The sequence below is a fragment of the Deltaproteobacteria bacterium genome (genome assembly GCA_016180855.1).
Taxonomy (GTDB): domain Bacteria; phylum UBA10199; class UBA10199; order JACPAL01; family JACPAL01; genus JACPAL01.
Genome location: JACPAL010000010.1, coordinates 163,186 through 181,567, shown reverse-complemented (window position 1 = coordinate 181,567; position 18,382 = coordinate 163,186). Strand labels below are relative to the sequence as shown.

Annotated in this window: 19 protein-coding genes; 11 read left to right on the top strand and 8 right to left on the bottom strand. The window is 50.7% G+C overall.

Features of this window, described 5'->3' with window-relative positions:
* Nucleotide 1: 1 nt before the first annotated feature.
* Nucleotides 2-748: a succinate dehydrogenase iron-sulfur subunit gene (gene sdhB, locus HYT77_06250; protein ID MBI2067592.1), complete on the top strand. Its 747-nt coding sequence runs from the start codon at nucleotides 2-4 to the stop codon at nucleotides 746-748.
* Here sdhB and HYT77_06245 read toward each other — a convergent pair.
* Nucleotides 734-1,192, bottom strand: a complete 459-nt coding sequence (locus tag HYT77_06245) for a type II toxin-antitoxin system VapC family toxin (GenBank protein MBI2067591.1) — start codon at nucleotides 1,190-1,192, stop codon at nucleotides 734-736. The genes sdhB and HYT77_06245 overlap by 15 nt on opposite strands.
* The gene (locus HYT77_06240) at nucleotides 1,189-1,485 is read right to left on the bottom strand and encodes a type II toxin-antitoxin system Phd/YefM family antitoxin (protein MBI2067590.1); all 297 of its coding nucleotides are present in this window, start codon (nucleotides 1,483-1,485) and stop codon (nucleotides 1,189-1,191) included. Before HYT77_06240 ends, HYT77_06245 begins: the two co-directional genes overlap by 4 nt.
* A 141-nt stretch (nucleotides 1,486-1,626) precedes the next feature.
* Here HYT77_06240 and HYT77_06235 point away from each other — a divergent pair, with 141 nt between their 5' ends.
* Both HYT77_06235 and HYT77_06230 read left to right on the top strand, forming a co-directional pair.
* Nucleotides 1,627-4,614: a cyclic nucleotide-binding domain-containing protein gene (locus HYT77_06235; protein MBI2067589.1), complete on the top strand. Its 2,988-nt coding sequence runs from the start codon at nucleotides 1,627-1,629 to the stop codon at nucleotides 4,612-4,614.
* 50 nt (nucleotides 4,615-4,664) lie between these two features.
* Nucleotides 4,665-6,419, top strand: a complete 1,755-nt coding sequence (locus HYT77_06230) for a hypothetical protein (GenBank protein ID MBI2067588.1) — start codon at nucleotides 4,665-4,667, stop codon at nucleotides 6,417-6,419.
* Here the strand turns inward: HYT77_06230 and HYT77_06225 are convergent.
* Nucleotides 6,416-7,243: a 2-oxo acid dehydrogenase subunit E2 gene (locus HYT77_06225; protein ID MBI2067587.1), complete on the bottom strand. Its 828-nt coding sequence runs from the start codon at nucleotides 7,241-7,243 to the stop codon at nucleotides 6,416-6,418. The two genes, HYT77_06230 and HYT77_06225, sit on opposite strands and share 4 nt — an antisense overlap.
* A gap of 197 nt (nucleotides 7,244-7,440) precedes the next feature.
* Here HYT77_06225 and HYT77_06220 point away from each other — a divergent pair, with 197 nt between their 5' ends.
* The 8 genes from HYT77_06220 (at nucleotide 7,441) to HYT77_06185 (ending at nucleotide 13,675) form a co-directional block, all read left to right on the top strand.
* Complete coding sequence (locus HYT77_06220) at nucleotides 7,441-7,860, top strand: response regulator (protein MBI2067586.1); 420 nt, start codon at nucleotides 7,441-7,443, stop codon at nucleotides 7,858-7,860.
* 65 nt (nucleotides 7,861-7,925) lie between these two features.
* Nucleotides 7,926-9,602, top strand: coding sequence for a hypothetical protein (locus HYT77_06215; protein ID MBI2067585.1), 1,677 nt, complete (start codon nucleotides 7,926-7,928; stop codon nucleotides 9,600-9,602).
* A gap of 64 nt (nucleotides 9,603-9,666) precedes the next feature.
* Complete coding sequence (gene sucC / locus HYT77_06210; GenBank protein ID MBI2067584.1) at nucleotides 9,667-10,824, top strand: ADP-forming succinate--CoA ligase subunit beta; 1,158 nt, start codon at nucleotides 9,667-9,669, stop codon at nucleotides 10,822-10,824.
* A gap of 5 nt (nucleotides 10,825-10,829) precedes the next feature.
* A complete protein-coding gene (gene sucD, locus HYT77_06205; GenBank protein MBI2067583.1) occupies nucleotides 10,830-11,702 on the top strand; it encodes a succinate--CoA ligase subunit alpha in 873 nt (290 codons plus the stop codon).
* Entirely contained in the window at nucleotides 11,695-12,105 is a 411-nt protein-coding gene (ndk, locus tag HYT77_06200; protein MBI2067582.1) for a nucleoside-diphosphate kinase, read from the top strand. The genes sucD and ndk overlap by 8 nt, the downstream gene beginning before the upstream one ends.
* A 22-nt stretch (nucleotides 12,106-12,127) precedes the next feature.
* The gene (locus HYT77_06195; protein MBI2067581.1) at nucleotides 12,128-12,565 is read left to right on the top strand and encodes a DoxX family protein; all 438 of its coding nucleotides are present in this window, start codon (nucleotides 12,128-12,130) and stop codon (nucleotides 12,563-12,565) included.
* 119 nt (nucleotides 12,566-12,684) lie between these two features.
* Entirely contained in the window at nucleotides 12,685-13,308 is a 624-nt protein-coding gene (locus tag HYT77_06190; GenBank protein MBI2067580.1) for a nucleotidyltransferase domain-containing protein, read from the top strand.
* Complete coding sequence (locus tag HYT77_06185; GenBank protein MBI2067579.1) at nucleotides 13,292-13,675, top strand: HEPN domain-containing protein; 384 nt, start codon at nucleotides 13,292-13,294, stop codon at nucleotides 13,673-13,675. Before HYT77_06190 ends, HYT77_06185 begins: the two co-directional genes overlap by 17 nt.
* A 186-nt stretch (nucleotides 13,676-13,861) precedes the next feature.
* On the opposite strand, the gene HYT77_06180 is transcribed toward HYT77_06185, so the two are convergent.
* The 5 genes from HYT77_06180 to nuoB are packed head-to-tail and all read right to left on the bottom strand — an operon-like array spanning nucleotide 13,862 to nucleotide 18,375.
* The gene (locus HYT77_06180) at nucleotides 13,862-14,857 is read right to left on the bottom strand and encodes an NAD-dependent epimerase/dehydratase family protein (protein ID MBI2067578.1); all 996 of its coding nucleotides are present in this window, start codon (nucleotides 14,855-14,857) and stop codon (nucleotides 13,862-13,864) included.
* Nucleotides 14,854-15,216, bottom strand: a complete 363-nt coding sequence (locus HYT77_06175; GenBank protein MBI2067577.1) for a hypothetical protein — start codon at nucleotides 15,214-15,216, stop codon at nucleotides 14,854-14,856. The genes HYT77_06180 and HYT77_06175 overlap by 4 nt, the downstream gene beginning before the upstream one ends.
* A complete protein-coding gene (locus tag HYT77_06170; protein MBI2067576.1) occupies nucleotides 15,213-16,346 on the bottom strand; it encodes an N-acetyltransferase in 1,134 nt (377 codons plus the stop codon). The genes HYT77_06175 and HYT77_06170 overlap by 4 nt, the downstream gene beginning before the upstream one ends.
* On the bottom strand, nucleotides 16,327-17,574 hold the full coding sequence (locus tag HYT77_06165) for a pyridoxal phosphate-dependent aminotransferase family protein (protein ID MBI2067575.1): 1,248 nt from the start codon (nucleotides 17,572-17,574) through the stop codon (nucleotides 16,327-16,329). Before HYT77_06165 ends, HYT77_06170 begins: the two co-directional genes overlap by 20 nt.
* 24 nt (nucleotides 17,575-17,598) lie before the next feature.
* A complete protein-coding gene (nuoB, locus tag HYT77_06160; protein ID MBI2067574.1) occupies nucleotides 17,599-18,375 on the bottom strand; it encodes an NADH-quinone oxidoreductase subunit NuoB in 777 nt (258 codons plus the stop codon).
* Nucleotides 18,376-18,382 lie beyond the last annotated feature (7 nt).

The window sequence follows — 18,382 nt, the reverse complement described above, 5'->3', positions numbered from 1 at the left end:
GATGCCATCAACTATTTCACTCAGAATCAAAAGACGTGACGAGCCAGATTCAGAACCTTATTGGGAGGAGTTTGAGCTCCCGTACCGTGCCGGCATGAACATCATCTCTTGCCTCATGGAGATCCAAAAAAAGCCAATCAATACGAAGGGGGAAAAGACGACGCCGATCGTATGGGATGACTCCTGCCTGGAAGAGGTCTGCGGTTCCTGCACCATGGTGATCAATGGCCGCGCCCGTCAGGCCTGCTCCACACTGATCGACCGCCTTTCACAACCGATCACGATCGAACCGATGACCAAATTCCCCTCCATAAGAGACCTGCGTGTGGATCGTCAAAAGATGTTTGAAAACCTGAAGAGGGTAAAGGCCTGGATCCCGATCGACGGGACCCACAACATTGGCCCGGGTCCCCGAATGAATCCGGCCGATCAACAGATCGCCTATGAGCTTTCCCGCTGCATGACCTGCGGCTGCTGTCTGGAGGTCTGCCCCCAATTCAACGATAAATCGGATTTCATCGGTGCCGCCCCGATCTCCCAGGTCCGCCTCTTCAATATGCACCCGACCGGCAAGATGTACGCCGATGAACGACTCGATGCGATCATGGGAGGGGGAGGCCTGGAGGACTGCGGCAACGCCCAGATGTGCGTGGAGGCCTGTCCCAAAAACATCTCTTTGACCACTTCCATTGGTGAGATGGAGAAAGAGGCCACCAAGAGGATGTTTAAGAAATTATTGGGGAGTTAACTGCAAGAATTCTGAAGGAGTACTGATCTTCCTGTAAAATATTCGCCCCCTTGCAATGAGTTTCTCATCAAAAGTGATCAGGGGTATATTTCTCTTCTGAGCTAGTGCAAGATAGCAGCAATCGGCAATTCCCCGATAAGACAAACGGAGCGATAGGCGGACGGCGTTTCGAACAATCTCGGACTGCCATTCAAAAATCATCGGGTATTGAAAAAATAGATCAAGGGCATCCGCCATTTCTTCGTCACTGACAGCCCCCTCGGCCCTCTTCCGATAAAATGCGGTCCCTACTTCAAAAAGGACAACTTCCGGTTCAAACAACGGAATTTCATTTTCAAGAAGAACATTGATTAATTGCACAGCAATCTGATGATGCCTTTCCCTTTTGATAAGGGCGGCAACAAAAACATTGGCGTCGACACAAAGTTCATGAGAGGCGTTCATTCATACTCCTCACGAATGGATTGCATCAAATCAACCGCGGAAAACGGTTTGGAATCCGGATGGTTTTTATCAATACGATCGGCCAATTCCCGACATTTTCGAATCCACGGATGTTCTCGCTCCACTCTCTTTGCTTCCAACCCCTTCCAGTCATCAAACCTGACAATGACGGCGACTGGCTTTCCATGCTTTTCAACCAGAACGGGCTCTCTCTTGCGAACAACATGGTTCAGATAATCCCCAAATCTGTTTTTCATCTCTGTCGCTGTCACTGTTTTCCTGGGCGAGTGCATAAAGGGATACTCCTACAATTTAGCTAAAACTTCAATATTAAAATTAATTTTAGCTAATTTTTTACAAAAACCAACACCAAAAACCAACACAAGGAAATTTTATAGAAACCTTTGCTCCGCCCTCTCCGACAATCGTCCTACATGAGTTCTAGCCCCAACCTTCCTCTTCCGTTAACCGGATCCTATCACTATGAACCGGGTGCGGGGGAGTATGCCATTACGAACGGGCTTCTCTTAGCCAATCCCGCCGCAACAGGACGTCAGTACCTAAGTTCATACGAGGCGTGGCAAGATCAATACGCCCAACGGTTCACCACCTTTTCAGGAGGTGGCGAACTCCTTGCCACAACCGTCGTGCTCAATCTCTTCACACGGTCTCTTGCACCGATCCAGTCCAGACTCTTTGGAAAGAATTGTTCTGTCAAAAATGCCGGTGGGTTTTTAGGCAGTTTATTTCTTGCAGGAGCCACGTCAATGGCGATGGCTGGTTATCGTAGGATCAAGGATCAATCAGAACGCCCCCTGGCAAAAGATTGGGTAACAAGCTTTCTTTACTCCTGTCCCTCAACGATTTTGGGAATGGGGCTTCTGCGCCGTTACAGTTTCGGCGCCACTTTTCTGCAGGACATCTGTCTCCAACCTTTTCAGGCAATCCTGTCGATTGGAACGGGGATCAGCCTCGAAATGACCGGGATGGAAGAAACAGCCGACCTGACCGTATTCGAACGACTCAAGATGGAGCTGGGGGAGGGACTCCTCTATATGATGGTCGGCCGACAGACCGGTGTGCTGACACAACGATTCCTTCCCGTGACAAATCAACAGGCAGTGCCAGAAGTCCCCGAAGGTCTTGTTAAAGTCCTACCGCATGGGGGTATTACCGTTCAGACAAGTGGCGGCCTATGGCAGTTCGGCCTCCAGATGTGGAGCAACAAAGACGTCCTCGATCTTTATCTTAAGAATGGGGGTAGGGATATTCCGAAGGAGAGAATCCCCCACCTTGTTCCATTGAATTGTGTCGTGGATCTCGATTTTGTGCCCAAGACAGTCGGGCTCCTGGCGGCCGATTTTCCCCAATACAACTTTTATGTGACGAACGGGACCACATTCAACTTTGTCGCCCCTGATGCGGGGACAGCCAAGCGTCTCGAAACCCTTCTTGATCTGGCCCACGATGGGCCGGCAGACCCCGCGCTTACCCAAAAAATCCGGAATGAGTATCCCCCGGATGCCGTGGGGATCCCTGATTCCCTCCGTGAGATGAAAGAAGGTTTTCGGGCCGCTCCCGCCGCGGCACGGAGAAGCATTAGATCCTTTAATGCCGAGGGTCTCTTCTCAAAAGATGGAGTCATCATAAAAAAAGTAGCCCCGCTCATTTATGACATTACCGATCAGGGGGAATTTCTCGGACGACTTGATCTTCGGAAGTTCCTCCCTCCTACCGCCCAACCTTCACCTCAGGCAAGATGGCGCGACGAAGCGCTGCAAGCGGCAAGACAGAAGGTTCTTCTGGAGGGACGACCAGTTCTGTGGCCGCTCGGAACCGGACATGGTTTTGCATTAGGAGAGAACACGAGCGGTTTTATGATCTGGAATCGCGGCCGTGTCATTCTCGTTGATCCCCCCTCAAATACGATGGAGTACTTCGCACAGAACGGCCTGCCCCTGGAGGCAATCGAAGGGGTTATCCTGACCCATGGACATACAGACCACTATGGCCCGGCAGTCCCGGAGTTGTTACGTTCCCTTCCCAAAATCAAGGTCTACACAACACCAACGATCTTTGAGATGCTCCAGGAACAATATCAACTCGCCCTGGGAGGACGTCAGGAGGGACTTACTCAATGGAACTTTGTCCCGCTCCTGCCGCAGAGATTTACGGAGATCAATGGACTTCATTTCCGAGCCGATTATGCCTTCCATGTCATCCCAACGATCGGTTTTGACATCTACACCAAACCAGATTTGAAAGCAGGAAGACCGATCGTCTGTTTTTCAGGAGATACCTACGCCGATCCAGAAGGGATCTGGCAGCATACTCAACCAAAAGACAACAAGCCTCCTGTCATGAACCGGGAAAGGGCCGAACAGATCATCCGACATATAAAGGCATTGCGCGATAGTATCAGAACCTCCCCACCGCTCGTTGTTCTTCTGGAAGGAGGAATTGCACCGATCCACACCCCACCGGAGGGGACCCGAAAACTTCTGGATCAGCTTGGGAGCGAGGGAATAGATACTTCCAATGTCTTTGTCTACCACATCGGGCAGAAAGCGGCCGACGATGCCAAAGTGCCCAAATGGCAGGAAGGGCACAAGGGTCTCATTGATCTTTCAGGTCATCTGCCGGACTTTGAACCTCTGTCTCCAAATCGAGTGGTACGTCAGACCATCGACCGACTCCCAATCCTTGATTTTCTTCCCCCTTCTCTCAAAGAGGAGCTCCTTCAGGCCGGAAAATTACGTCAGATTGGGCTAGGAGAACCTCTCATGAGGGAAGGAGAAGAGGGAAGGAAGTTCTATATCCTTCTGGATGGTGAAGTGGAGGTCAGCCAGGGTCTCAAGGTGATTGCCGTGAGGCCAAACGGCTTCTTCGGCGAAGGAGCGATTGTTGGTGAAAGAAGGAATGCCGACGTCTACCCCAGTATGCAGTCGCTTTTCCTGGAGGTCGATTGTCAGGACCTCACTCCCTACACCTTGGATTTCTTGCGAAGGAAGTTTCTCCAAAAGTGGCAGACCCAGAAGGAGGCATTCACCGCCCTTCAGAAATCTCCCCTTGGGACTCTCTCCCCTCCCCTTCAGGATCTTTTCTTCTCCGTCGGTGAACTCCTCACGGTTCCAAAGGGGAAAAACCTGATCCGCCGTGGGGCGGTCGATCGGGATGTTTATGTCGTCCTCTCAGGGGAGTTCGACGTTCGCCATGGCTGGGGTTTTTCAATCAATCGTCATCGTCAGGGTGGGATGTTTGGAGAAATGGCACTTGTCAACAACACCCCTCGATCCGCCACCGTGACGGCCCTAACGGAGGCGAGGGTTCTGCGCCTGCCAGCATCTGAACTTGAACCACTAATGGAACGGTACCCTGGCGTTGCAATCGCCCTGCGGCGCATTGCTGATTCGCGGTCCTAAAAAATACCAAAACAAATCCCGAAAATAGCCGAAAAGGTTAGTGACGACCCATGGCGGACTTTTCTATTCATCCAACCTACCTCCGGAGACGGGGGCTTGAGCTCTCCTCGGGTTCCCTCTTCTCCCGTGGGAGCGATCCCAATACAATCAACGCAGAGGATTCCATCACCCTTTATGATGAGTTTGGGCACAGCCTGGTTGCAGACAAACCAGAACTCCTCCAACAATTGCAGGCATTCCTGGTCACCGGCGAACTCTCAAAGGAAAGGCTCGTGACAGATTCCATTGCCGGCCAGGACCTGCTAAGCGTTGATGCTGGAACCATATTGATCCTTCCAACCGAGGGTCTTTACCACTCCCGCCATGGTTACCGTCAATATCGAGTCGAAAGAGAGGACGGCCTCGTAGAATTTTTTGATCTTGTGAGGGGACCGAAGGATGAGGGGTATCACTGGTCTGTCACTTTGCGTGTCACCTCTCCAAACGGAAAGACGGTCCGCCAGAAAGATTTCTATTTGACGGCGGCGGATCAATCCCATTCGATGGGAAGACTGGAGACAGAATGGCAGATCGGTAACACCCCCTACCTCCGTGTTATCGACAGCTGGATCGTGCCACCCGGTCAGGACCCATTATCCCATAGTCTCAGAATCAGCGATTCGAACCAACTCCGTACTGCTCCAACAGAAAAGACATTTTCGTACCAGCATCCGGAACAGCGCCACGCGTTTTACAGGAGTATCGATCAGTTTCTGGCACGCCATAAAATTGTCATAGGGAACAGATTCGTCATGATCGATGGAAAAACGATCACCCTTCAGACGGCTCAGGGGACCGTTTCGATCCGTGAGGCCGAGGTCCTTGACAACCTGCTCGGAGCCGCCTCCATTGCACCATTCGTCCATCTTGCCCCTTATGAATCGATCCGGTTCTACCTTGGTAGTGCCCAGGAGCTTGAAATGCTCGCCGAGTCCAATGGAATTGGCGACTTGTGTAAAGATGTCATCGAAGAGCGTTTTGTCGAAGATGAAAATGCTGATGGCTTGCATTGCACAGATGACAGAGCGATTTTCCTTCTGAGCCATCCGGCAAAGTACGATGCTGGCACGAAGAGCACACACAGTACAACGATTTCGCATGAGCTCGCCCATGCCCTTTATTACAGCAATCCTCTACTGCCCGATGCAATGCCACACCTTTTTCTTCGCTATGCAGAGAAGGCGCTCGATGAGGCGGGCGTCACAGATAATCAAAAAGACCTCACGTTTTTGAGGAAAATTATCATAAATCCGGATCTCCGGACGAACGAGCTCTCCAAGGACGACTCAAAGGAGCTTGACCGGCTCTGGAATCACTATCGGCTGGCCGACTACTTTCCGTCAGAATACAGCCTCTCGGATGAAATAGAATTTTTTGCCGAGCTCGTTGGAAAACAGACGCCATGGCATGGCCTGGGCGTCGATCCGCCTTATTATGACGGATGGCTCCGATCGATCGACGCGATGTCAGACGGAGGGGCTGCCGCTTTTCTGGAGGAAATAGAAATTCAGTATCCAGATCCCCCCACGCTTCATTGGAAAATGGAGAGGGATCCGTTCTATCCGTTTTCGAAAACCGGTATCGCCCTGTTCTGCCTCTCAGGAATTCTGACTCTACTGGGCTGTGCGATTCGAGTCCATTACCGCATTTTTTTCGTCCGCGGAAGGCCACACCTCTTTCCGATCTCTGCACTGCGATGGACGGGTGGTATCGGGATGGTCGCCGGACTTGCTCTCATGATTTCTACGGCGATCTTAAATCGTTAAAAAAACTTGTCGGGGTTCTCGATGATTCCTCGAAGATAATTGGCCATTCGCGAACCGGTCAGTCCATCAATAAAGCGATGATCGAAGGTGAAGCTCAGATCAAGCACGGGACGAACGACGAGCTGACCCTCTATAACCCACGGTTGATCCTTCACCTCACCGGCACAGACAATGATCGGAACACGAGATAACGGAACGAGAGGCGCAAAACCGGACGGAACCCGGAGCATCCCGACGCTTGTCACCATCGCCGAACCGAATGGATCGCGTGGAAGTCCAAGACGCGGAAAGGCGAGCCCCAGATCAAAGGTCAAAAAGACCATGAGCTTGACGGCCCAGGTAAGGAGGAGCGGTGGGAGCAGATCAAGCATCCTCAAGGTCGAGCGAAATTGGGGATCGTTCCCCGTACGGATGCTCTCACTCTTCTTCTTAAGCTCCCGTGCGATCTGCTGGAGGCTCTTTTCATCACAATTCTCCACCTTGGCGGCTGAAAGATCCGGTTTCTCTGCCCTCCCTTTCTGTTCAATAGCGACCTGCAGACTGATATCGACGGTCTTTCGGATATAAATCCTTCTCCATCGGATGATCCCGTTTAAATCCGGAAAACTGCGCAGGGCAAGCGCCACCGCCTTGGCAACGAGATGTGTTACCGTAATCTTGATATCGGAGTCCTTGTTGATCTTCTCCAGATAGGCACGACAGGCGGTGAAATCGATTGGTAGCTGCCCATAGACGGTTGGATCGTTGGGGGCACGCCAAGTAGCAATCGAGAGTTTTCTCCAACTGCTTAGGTTTTTTAGTCTCTCAAAGTTTTTGAGCCCCATGGAATCGCTCCTCATACTGCATTTCCGGAAATCGATGCAACCGGATAAACATTTCCGAATCCGGAAAACAGGTTCTGATCGGAAGAGAGACAACCGGGCATCGGGTTTTAAAGATAGCCCTTTATTTCAAAGAGGTTGGTGGGGAAAGAGACCACTGGCATCCTGTTTGCTACAGAGTCAGGCAGGAGGGTTTCAAGATGAGTAGTATTATCATTGCCGATGACAACAAGATACTGGTCTACGGGCTCCAGCGTTTCCTCGAGAAAATAGGGTATGAGGTCAAATGCGCCTTTGACGGAGAGGAATTTCTGTTTATGTGCAAGGGGAAGAGTTTCGATGCGGCCATCGTTGATTACAAGATGCCCCGTCTCGATGGTCTCAAGGCAATCAAACATCTTAAGGATTTTTCACCTGACACAAAAGTGATATTGATTACCGGTTTTGTCGACTCCCTCGATCTGGAGGAGGCAATGCGGCTCGGCATCTACGACTGTCTCATCAAGCCGTTCGGTCTGGACGAGCTCCATCGCTCGATCGACAAGGCGCTTCATGATGAGGTCTCCCTTGACGAGTGGAGGAAGAGGTCCCTCGTCGGAGAAGATATGATCCCGGCTTGACTTGGACACCACCTACCTACCTAGGAATGTTTGCTAAAGTCCTGGTTGTTTTGTATAATTTTCAAATGTTTAAGTTTTCGATTCTGTTTTTTGTAACGCTCCACTTGTTTCTTGCTACACCATTGATTGCCCAAGAAAGAACCCAATATAACCACCGCGTTCTCTTTCGTTATCGTCCACACTTTTCACCAAGGCCCGTTTGGATTTCGCCCACCGAAAAAGATGAAACACAAATCATCACTTTCGATGCCCCCGGTTCCCTTCCAAAATATTATTTTACCTTGTTTGATGGCGATGGCTATATCCAGGGAAGGGAAGCAATCAACACGAACGATTCGAATGAACGCTCTTCCTATACCATTGAAGCCTTCCTTTCTCCCAGACGCGTCGACAACCTACGACCCATTTTTACAAACATTTCTGGCGAAACGGGATTTGCATTGATGATTAAAAATGGATCTTTGGTTGGACAAACGTGGTTACGATCAGTCTATTTTGGAGGCCGCCAACTCTTCACAATAACAGGCGATCTCATCAAGTTAGATCAGTGGCAGCGGGTTGCTTTGCGATGTAAAGAAACAAATGATCAATTTTCTTGCCAGCTTTTTATCAATGGGGAACAGGTCGCCGAGGAAAACAAGGGCGGATTTTGGAAAGTACGACAGAGCAAGAACAAACCTCTTGTGGGCAAAAATTGGCAGGGAGACTATTATGAGGGTTATCTCTATTCCCTCACCGTTCGCAACTATGCGGCAGGAATCGACAACTATTTAAAACTCAACCTGATGCCTCAAGACAATTCCCCCCATCAAGGAATGCCCTCTTATCACGACTATCTTTCAAACACGGAACTCCTCGATCACCGCCTCAGCAAAACAATCAGCAAATATGGCAACGAAGAAAAAGTCAGAAAAAGATTACCACTCCCACTCTTAAATTATCATTATATTCCCCAAGGAATCGACAAAGTGGGGGATTCTTTTTATCTCTCCTTTTATTATAAAAATGTCGCCGATGAAGAAGAGCGTCAACCCTCTCTCATTGCAAAAATGGATCAGGAAGGAAAATTAAATCATGTTTATGCCCTCTATGAAACACCCGATGTCGGTTACTTTGGGCATGTTGGGGGAGTGGCTTGGCATGAGGAGGCCTTTTACATCCCCGACAGAGGAGAGATACACCGCTTTCCCATAACCCGGGGCAAAATAAACAAAAACGGATGGGGATTTACGGAGCTTTACAAAGATGCCGATTCCTTCAGCACAGACAATTTTTTTTCATTCTTATCGATCAGCGAAGATCACTTGCATCAACCGATTCTCTGGACAGGGAAGTTTGATGAAGAAAACCCAGTGCAAATATTTGGCTACCGTTTTGAATCGGGCGGAGGATTAAATCCAAACCCCCTTTATATTTTTAAAGGACCACGACAAACATTTAAAATTCAGGGGGTCGCTCTCAAAAACGCAGATGGAGATAAATATGAGTTTTATGTTACCACAAGTTATGGGGATAATCCGAGCCACATCGTTCGATTAACCTATAATGGTCCCAACGACAGAGGTTTTCCACAAAGCGAAATAATTTATGAAGGCCCTGCTGGACTTGAAAATCTGGATTACGACGCCAACTCCGATTGGGTTTGGACCTTATCCGAGTCGGGGGCAAAATATTATCAAAAAAGAACAAGCCCGGCCCCTTGGTACGATCTTTATCCTTTTTTCTTTGCCATTAGAGACTAAATACATGTAGCTGACCTAATTCTGGTTGCACCACGGCTCCCTTATTTGCTAGAAGCCTGCCTTAATGAAAATTCACGAATATCAGGGGAAGGAGCTTCTCAAAAAGTTCGGCGTCCCGGTTCCTGAAGGCCAAGCCGCCTTTTCAATCGATGAGGCGCTCCGGATTGCCAAGCGTCTCCCGCTTCCTCTCGTCGTCAAGGCCCAGATTCACGCCGGCGGACGAGGCAAGGGAGGTGGAGTCAAGGTAGCAAAAACCGAGGAAGAGGCCGTATCACACATAAGAAATATTTTTGGGATGAAGCTCGTCACGCACCAGACAGGACCGGAGGGGAAAATTGTCAAACGCCTCCTCATTGAGAGAGGCTGTCAGATCAAAAGGGAATTGTATCTAGGGGCCGTCTTGGATCGCGTGACGTCGCGGGTCACCCTCATGGCGAGCTCGGACGGGGGCGTTGAAATCGAAGAGGTCGCCGAGAAGAGTCCTGAAAAGATCCTCAAGATCGCCGTCGACCCCCTGACGGGAGTCGACGAAAAAGAGGCGGAAAGGATCGCCCAAAAACTGGGGTTTGATAGGACACTGACCAGACAATTTCTCCCATTTGTTAAATCATTGTATCAGGCCTATTTGCAGTCTGACTGTTCTCTCCTGGAAATTAATCCGCTGGTTGTGACGGAAGAGGGTGAACTGCTGGCACTGGACGCAAAAATTAATTTTGATGACAACGCCCTTTTCCGCCACCCTGAATTTGAATCGTGGCGTGATCTGGAGGAAGAGGATCCGAAGGAGGTCGAGGCCAAAAAGCATGGGCTTTCCTACATCAGCTTGAACGGTACGATCGGTTGCATGGTCAACGGGGCCGGACTTGCGATGGCCACAATGGATATCATCAAGCTCGCAGGGGGAGAGCCGGCCAATTTTCTTGATGTCGGAGGCGGAGCGACTGCCGAGCAAGTCACGAACGCCTTCAAGATTATTTTGGCCGACCCAAAGGTGAAGGCGATTCTTGTCAATATCTTCGGCGGCATTATGAAATGCGATACGATCGCCCAAGGGATTGTAGCGGCCGCCAAAGAGGTCCACTTGAAGGTTCCGGTCGTTGTAAGACTCCAGGGGACTAATGTCGATCTCGGGAAGAAAATTCTCGCGGATTCCGGTCTGGCCCTCATTGCGGAGGACCATCTTGGAAAAGCTGCGGAAAAAGTGGTCAAGATGGTGCATTAAAAACGATGTCCATTCTCATTAATAAAAATACGAAGGCCCTCACCCAGGGAATCACGGGTACTACGGCACAGTTTCACACGCGGCAGTGTATCGCTTACGGAACAAGGGTCGTTGCCGGCGTGGTCCCCGGCAAAGGGGGACAGGAGTTTGAGGGGATACCGATCTTCAATTCGGTCCGGGAGGCGAAGGAAAAGACGGGGGCAACCACTTCCGTTGTGTATGTCCCCCCAAAGTTCGCCGCCACAGCAATTCAGGAGGCCGTGGAGGCCGAACTCGATCTCGTCGTCTGTATTACAGAAGGAATCCCGGTGCTCGACATGGTGCGGATCAAGAGAAACATGATGGGGGGAAAAACTCGACTCATTGGCCCCAATTGCCCTGGTATCATTACACCGGGCGAATGCAAGATCGGGATCATGCCAGGCCACATTCATAAACCGGGAAAGGTGGGGGTTGTTTCACGTTCAGGAACCCTCACCTATGAAGCAGTCGACCAGGTTACGAGAATGGGGCTCGGGCAGTCGACTTGTATCGGAATCGGGGGAGATCCTGTCCCCGGGACCAGTTTTGTCGACTGCCTGAAACTCTTCAATGAAGATCCGATGACCGAGGCGATCGTGATGATCGGTGAGATTGGAGGGAACGCTGAAGAAGAGGCGGCCGATTACATCAAAAGAGCTGTCAAAAAGCCGGTCGTCTCTTTTATCGCCGGAATGACGGCCCCTCCGGGAAAGCGAATGGGTCACGCCGGAGCGATCATTGCCGGCGGTAAGGGAACCGCAAAGGAAAAGGTAAAAGCACTTGAGTTAGCGGGGGTTCGTGTGGCAAGAAGTCTCGTAGAGATCGCACCCTGTCTTAAGGAGATTTATCGTGCCTAAAGAAAGAACGCTGTCGATTATCAAGCCGGATGGCGTTGGCAAAAACCTCATCGGGGAATGCTTGAAACGTTTTGAAAAGGTGGAGTTAAAGATTGTCGCCGCCCGAATGATCCATCTCACAAAAAATCAGGCCCAGGAGTTCTATGCCGTTCATCGGGGAAGGCCGTTTTACGAATCTCTTGTAAAATATATGACCTCAGGACCTGTCTTTGTTTCAGTCCTTGAGGGGGACAACGCCATTACCAAAAACCGGGAGGTCATGGGGGCAACCGATCCGCAGAAGGCGGCCCCGGGGACGATTCGGCGCGATTTTGCAACAAGCATCGACGCAAATGTCGTTCACGGGTCGGATGGACCGGAAACGGCAAAGGTTGAAATCAGATTTTTCTTTCCAGATCTCTAACCAACAAAGGGGGAATAACTATATGGTACACTGTCCTTGGAAGGCCCGTCTCGAAGCACTCGGGTTGCTCACCTTAAGAGTTCTCATTGGCTATGGTATTGCCCTGCACGGTTGGGGCAAGATCAACGGGGATATGCAGGGATTTGCCGATGGCGTGGTGACGGCAAAGCTGGGGCTCCCCTTCCCCCTCGTTTTCGCCTGGGCCGCCGCGTTGAGCGAAGGGGTCGGAGGTGTTCTTCTCGCCTTGGGCCTTTTCACACGCCTTGCTTCCTTCCTGATCCTTTTCACGATGGGGACCGCCTTCTTTGTCTTTCATGCGACCGATCCATGGGACCACAAAGAGATGGCATTCCTCTACGGCGGAACCGCCCTCTCGCTGTTGCTCACAGGCGCCGGTTGCTATTCCATTGATGCACTGATTTTTTGCCGCAAGAAAGATAAAGAGGCCTGCTGCTCCTGATCTAAACTACTTCGGCCTGCCAGTCAGAAATGAAGCTCCCCGCAAGACGGCGGGGTTTTCTGGCGGAGGCGGATAAAAATTAATTTGTTAAATATACAAATTTATTGTATATATATAATATGTTTGATTTATTGGTTAAATCAGCCGTCCGGCGGAAGATAATAGCCTTATTTACGATAAATTCGTCCTATGAATTTTACCCCCAACAGGTTGCAACTGAGATCAAAGAATCCCCGTATGCAGTCGGGCTTGAGCTGAAATATCTCACAAAGGGTGGTCTTCTCGAAAAGGTCGAGAGGACAGGGACCGCCTTCTATCGCTGGAATCAAAAATATCCTTTCACCGTAGAAATAAAATCAATCATCGAAAAGATGCGAGAGGATAAAAATCCCGAAGTTCTGATGATATCGGATCTTAAAAGACGGGAGGAGATTGAAAGAAATGTGAAACAGGTCCTCGACGATCTGAAGAAATATTACGATCCGGAAAAGGTAATTCTCTTCGGTTCTGCAGCAACCGACCATGTGGGGCCTAATTCGGATATCGATATGGTGGTCATCAAGGAGACCTCTCTTAGCTACTTTAAGAGAGTTGATCAATTGGTCGATCTTCTCAATTATGATATCGACATCGATTTCCTTGTTTATACACCCGACGAGTTTGCCAAGGCAGTCAAAGAAAGACCATTTTTTCGTGATGAAATTGTAAAGAGAGGGAAAATACTCTATGAAAAAGCTGCATGAGGAATGGTTTGACTATGCGAGAGACGATCTGGCGTTTGCAAAAGCAGGTCTCCGAGATGGTTTCTTCTCTCATGTTTGTGTTCTATCGCAGCAGGCCGTTGAGAAGGCGATGAAAGGATATCTTGTCTATCAAGACAAAAGCTATCCTAAGGATCATGGGTTAATCCGTCTCTTGAAACTCATGCAGGTGGACTGGCTGGATGAGCATATCGGTACTCTAAAAAAACTTTCGGAATATTATGTCCCATTAAAATATCCGGATGCCGCAGGGGCCTTACGGGGTGTCTCTCCTGATAAAAAATTGGCGGAAAGTTCACTGAACTCGGCGGAAGGGATTGTTGGATTGATCGAATCAAAAACCGCTTAATTCCACTAACCCATCCTATTCCTGGGATGTTCGTTGCGAGGTCGAGCGAAAGGCCAGGGGGCAAGGCCGCAGGGTCAAAAAGCCCGGAGGCATAGCCGTGCGCTATGTCGAGGACTTTTTGACCCGAGAACGCAGTCCCATGGCCTTGTAGCCAGCCGCAGTAGAAGATCTCAGGAATAGGATGGGCTAAAGCCAGCCCTGCTTGCGATACCACGCCGCGGTCTCCTGAAGTCCTTCGGCCAGTGGATGGGTCGGCCTATAACCAAGAATTCGCCGGGCCTTGCCGATATCCAAAATCCAGTTTCCTTTGAAAAAATTTTTTATGTTGGTGAGGTTGATCGGGATTATCTGACCGGTCAGCCGCATGAAAATTTCACCACACCCCCCCAGAAGATAGCCCATCGACTTGGGAAGCCTCAGTTTGAAAACGCCTCGGGGCCGGACGGCCGCCGAAACCTGATCCACAATCTCTTCCCAACTGTAATTCTCACCGTCTCCAATAAAAAAAGTCTCGCCGGTTGATTGTGGGCTTTCAGCGGCCAACAGAATCCCTTGAACGACATCGTCCGAGTGCACAAGGTTCAGCCTTCGCTCGCCTCCTCGCGGGAGAATAATAAAACCTCGCGTTGCCATCTTAAAATAGTGGTAAATCTGGGTGTCACGCGGACCATAAATGCCAGGAGGGCGGATAATCGTGACCGGTAGCCTGTCACAATAGCTCATCGCTATTTTTTCGGCCTTGAGCTTGCTCTTCCCATAATCGGTGACCGGACGACAGTCATCTGTCTCGTTGAGTGGCCTCCCATTCTGTGCGGGACCGGAGGCGGCCAAACTCGTCACCACAACAACCTTCCCCACCTTGGGGTTGACTTGAAGCAACGACTCGAGGACGTTCCGGGTCCCCTCGGCATTAACCTTGTCATAGTCAGAGGGCCTTGCTGCCCGGATGACACCGGCCAAATGAAAGCAGAGATCGACCTCTTTAAGACCTTCCCGGAGGGCCGCAAGATCGCCAACAACATCACCGTAATAAAGATTGATCTTTTTCCCCGAAAGCCAGCGGAGATTGGACGACTTGCGGACCAAGGCATGAACCTCCCATCCCTTCTCGAGGAGCCGGTCAATGAGATGACTCCCCAAGAAACCGGTCGCGCCGGTGACAAATGCCTTCTTTGGTATCATTTAAAGACCTTGGTCGGACCGTACTGACGCCGGAATAGCTTGCTTTGGGCATGGGAGCTCTGCATCGTCTGGCGATAGGTGTCCAGAATGTTGTGGGTATCGGCACACTGCACACAGAGCCATTTCCTGGCGAGGCTTTTGTTTTGATGTTCGTAATACTCAACATCGGGCGAGTTCTTTCCGCACGCCTCACAGTCGGTCCGGATATGATGGAGATGTTTGCGCTCAATAAATCCGACGGACTTGGGCTTGGCCGATGAATGGACTCTCGCAGGGACCTTGGCCTTCTGAATCCTGTCGGCCTGTTCCTTTTTGACCAAACCAGCTTTAATAAGGGCTTGTTGAAGGGTTGTTGTCATAACGTTTTCTCGTAGATGCGATAGGTTTTATATCGTTCTCCTCCCATAAATTCGATACCCGTGTTGATCTTTTCGTTATCTTCCAATGTCCAAGAGAGCTCACACTCTTTAAGCCCCAGTTTTTTGCCACGCCGGTGCATCTCAACATAGAGGAGGACAGAAAGACCACCGAGGACGGAACCACGAAACTCCTTCTTAACTCCAAGCGCGATGAGCCGATAGCCGCTGATTTTTTTCCGCTTCACCCGGTAGAGGAGTTTCAATAGACCCAACGGGAAGAGCTTCCCATCGAGATCCCGAATCGCTTGATTAATGTTAGGAAGAGATAATGAGATTGCGGCCGGTTTCCCATCGACCTCGGCAATCAACGCCATCGTCGGCTCAAGAATCAATTTAAAATCCTGCGCCGCCTTTTTGAGCTCCGCCTCGGTCATCGGAACAAACCCCCAGTTTTGAGACCAGGCGGAGTTAAAAACATCCATGATAATCCGAACATCCCGTTCGAGGTGTCCTGGATCGACCTCTCGCACGACAAGCCCCGGATGTTTCCGTACCTCTTCGGCAATCGCGAGCGGCATTTCGGGAATCGGATTCCTCCCGTCGTATTTCCAACAGTAGAGATCCTTCACCTTCCCCAAGCCGGCCTGTTCCGCCAGGGCAGGATAATAGGGGGTACTGTGGGCTGTAAGGATAAAAGGTGCATATTGAAAACCGTCGACCAAAAAACCGCACTCATCCATTGAGGAAAAACTAAAAGGGCCACGAACCTTTGTCATCCCCTTCTCTTTGAGCCAGCCTTCGCATTTTTTGATCAAGGCGACCGCAATTTCGGGATCATTTTCGGACTCAAAGAATCCAAAAAAACCGGTTTTCTCCTTATGAATCTGGTTGAAGAGGTGATCAATCTGCACAGAAGTCCTGCCAACTAGCTCGCCGTTTTTGTAGGCCAAAAAAAGCTGGACATCCGCATGTTCAAAAAAGGGATTCTTTTTTGGATTTAAAAAATCGAGCCTCTCTTGAATCAAAGGAGGAATCCACGCGGGGTCCGACTCATAAATCCGCCACGGTAGCTTAATAAACTCCTTGAGCTGTCTCTTGCTGACGACAGGCTCAACGTGAACCGATTTCATAATTCTGGGCGACCTTTCTGAAAATATCGAGCGCCTGATGGAGATGGTCCCGTGTATGAGTGGCAAGACAGCTGACCCGTAACAGCTCCCGCCCCTTGGCAACCGCGGGATAGAGGACCGGATTGGTATAAACACCCAGGTCCATCAATTCCTTCCAGATCATGAACGTCTTGATGCTATCTCCTATGATAACAGGAACAACCGCTGACGCCGCCTGACCAGTTTCGTAGCCGATCTCATCCAGGCCTCTCTTCAAGAAGGAGCTATTTTTCCGGACCTGATCGGCCCGCTCCGGTTCATTTTCCAAGATCTCAAGCGCCACCAACGCCGCAGCGGTGCAAGAAGGGGCGAGTGATGCGGAAAAAATCATGGGACGACCGAAATGCTTTATGAAGTCGATCGTCTTTTTGTCCGAGGCGACAAAACCGCCGATCGAGGCCAGTGATTTACTGAAGGTCCCGACCAAAAGATCGACCTCATCCTGAACACCATAATAATGTGTCGTCCCTTTTCCCCCCGGTCCCATCACACCAAGACCGTGGGCATCATCGACGGCGATCCTGATCTTGTATTTTCTGGCTAAACGGACCAGATCCGGCAGTGGAGCCAGATCCCCCTCCATACTGTAAACACCATCGACGACGAGCAAGGCACCACGATCGGGAGGGATGTCGGATAAAACCCGCTCGGCATCGATACAATCGTTATGTTTAAAAAGAATGCTTTCACCCTGCATCAAACGACACCCGTCGTGAACCGAGGCGTGGGCATACTTATCGACAACGGCGACCGACTCCCTGTTAATCAAGGCGGTCAGCATCCCGAGGTTCGCCTGATAGCCGGTGGCAAAGACAAGCGCCGATTCCTTGCCAAAAAACTCGGCCAGTCGTCCCTCGAGTTCCTCGTGGAGTTTAAGGGTCCCGTTCAAAAAGCGTGAACCGGTCATGCTCGTCCCGTACTGTCGAACCGCCTGGACCGCCGCCTCACGCACCTTGGGATGGGTCGTGAGTCCCAGATAATTATTGGAGCCGAACATGAGGATCTGTCGCCCTTCATAGCGCGCAATCGGGCCCTGATTCTCATCCAATGCCTGAAAATAGGGATAGAAACCGGTCGCTACGGTCTGCTCGTACAGTTCCCAGGAATGTGCCTTTTCGAGCACATCCCGTCCCCCCTTTTCAAGCTGGGAGGTCCAGGAGGATACCGCTGATTCAAAATCGTCTGACATGAACGGGAGGCGTCTACATGGAATTTATATGGATTTCAAGGGGTGATCCTCCTCCTCGATCCTGCCTAACAATCTCAGAAGTCCATCCAGGATCGTAAGGGGATGTGGCGGACAACCTGGGATATAGAGATCAACCGGCACTGTCCCGTCCGCCCCATTTAAGACCTCAGGACTCCCCTCAAACGGTCCACCGCTGATCGCGCAGGCCCCGACCGCAATCACAATCTTCGGATCCGGCACCGCCTCGTAGCTCTTCATCAAGGCAAGCGTCATGTTTTTCGTAACAGGTCCCGTAATCACAAGTCCGTCGGCATGACGGGGCGAGGCGACAAACTGGATCCCGAATCGGGAGAGATCGAAAACGACATTATTCAAGGCCTGGAGCTCCAGATCGCAGCCGTTGCAGCTTCCGGCGCAGACCTCCCGGAGCTTGAGAGATCGCCCAAAGAGTTTTCGCATCTTTTGATCCAAGGCCTGGGCAAGCTTTATCTCCTCTCCGGTCAAGAGAAGATCCGTTTTGTTTCCGATCGCCATCCGATGGTCCTGAGAGTAAGTGATCGCCCCTTCAGGACAGGCCAACACACACTCCTGACAAAAGAGGCATCGGCCAAGATCGAGCCGGAGCGGAGAGGCCAAAATGGCACTTGTGGGACAGACCTCGGCACACCGCCGGCAGCCGTCCTCACATCTCTTCGGATCAATAACCGGTCTCCCGCGAAACGGCTCCGGCAGCAACTCTCTTGGAGGAAAGGGTTGCGTCCTGTACCTTTGTTTCCACCGATTTTTAAGAAGGTCCCACACTTTTTTC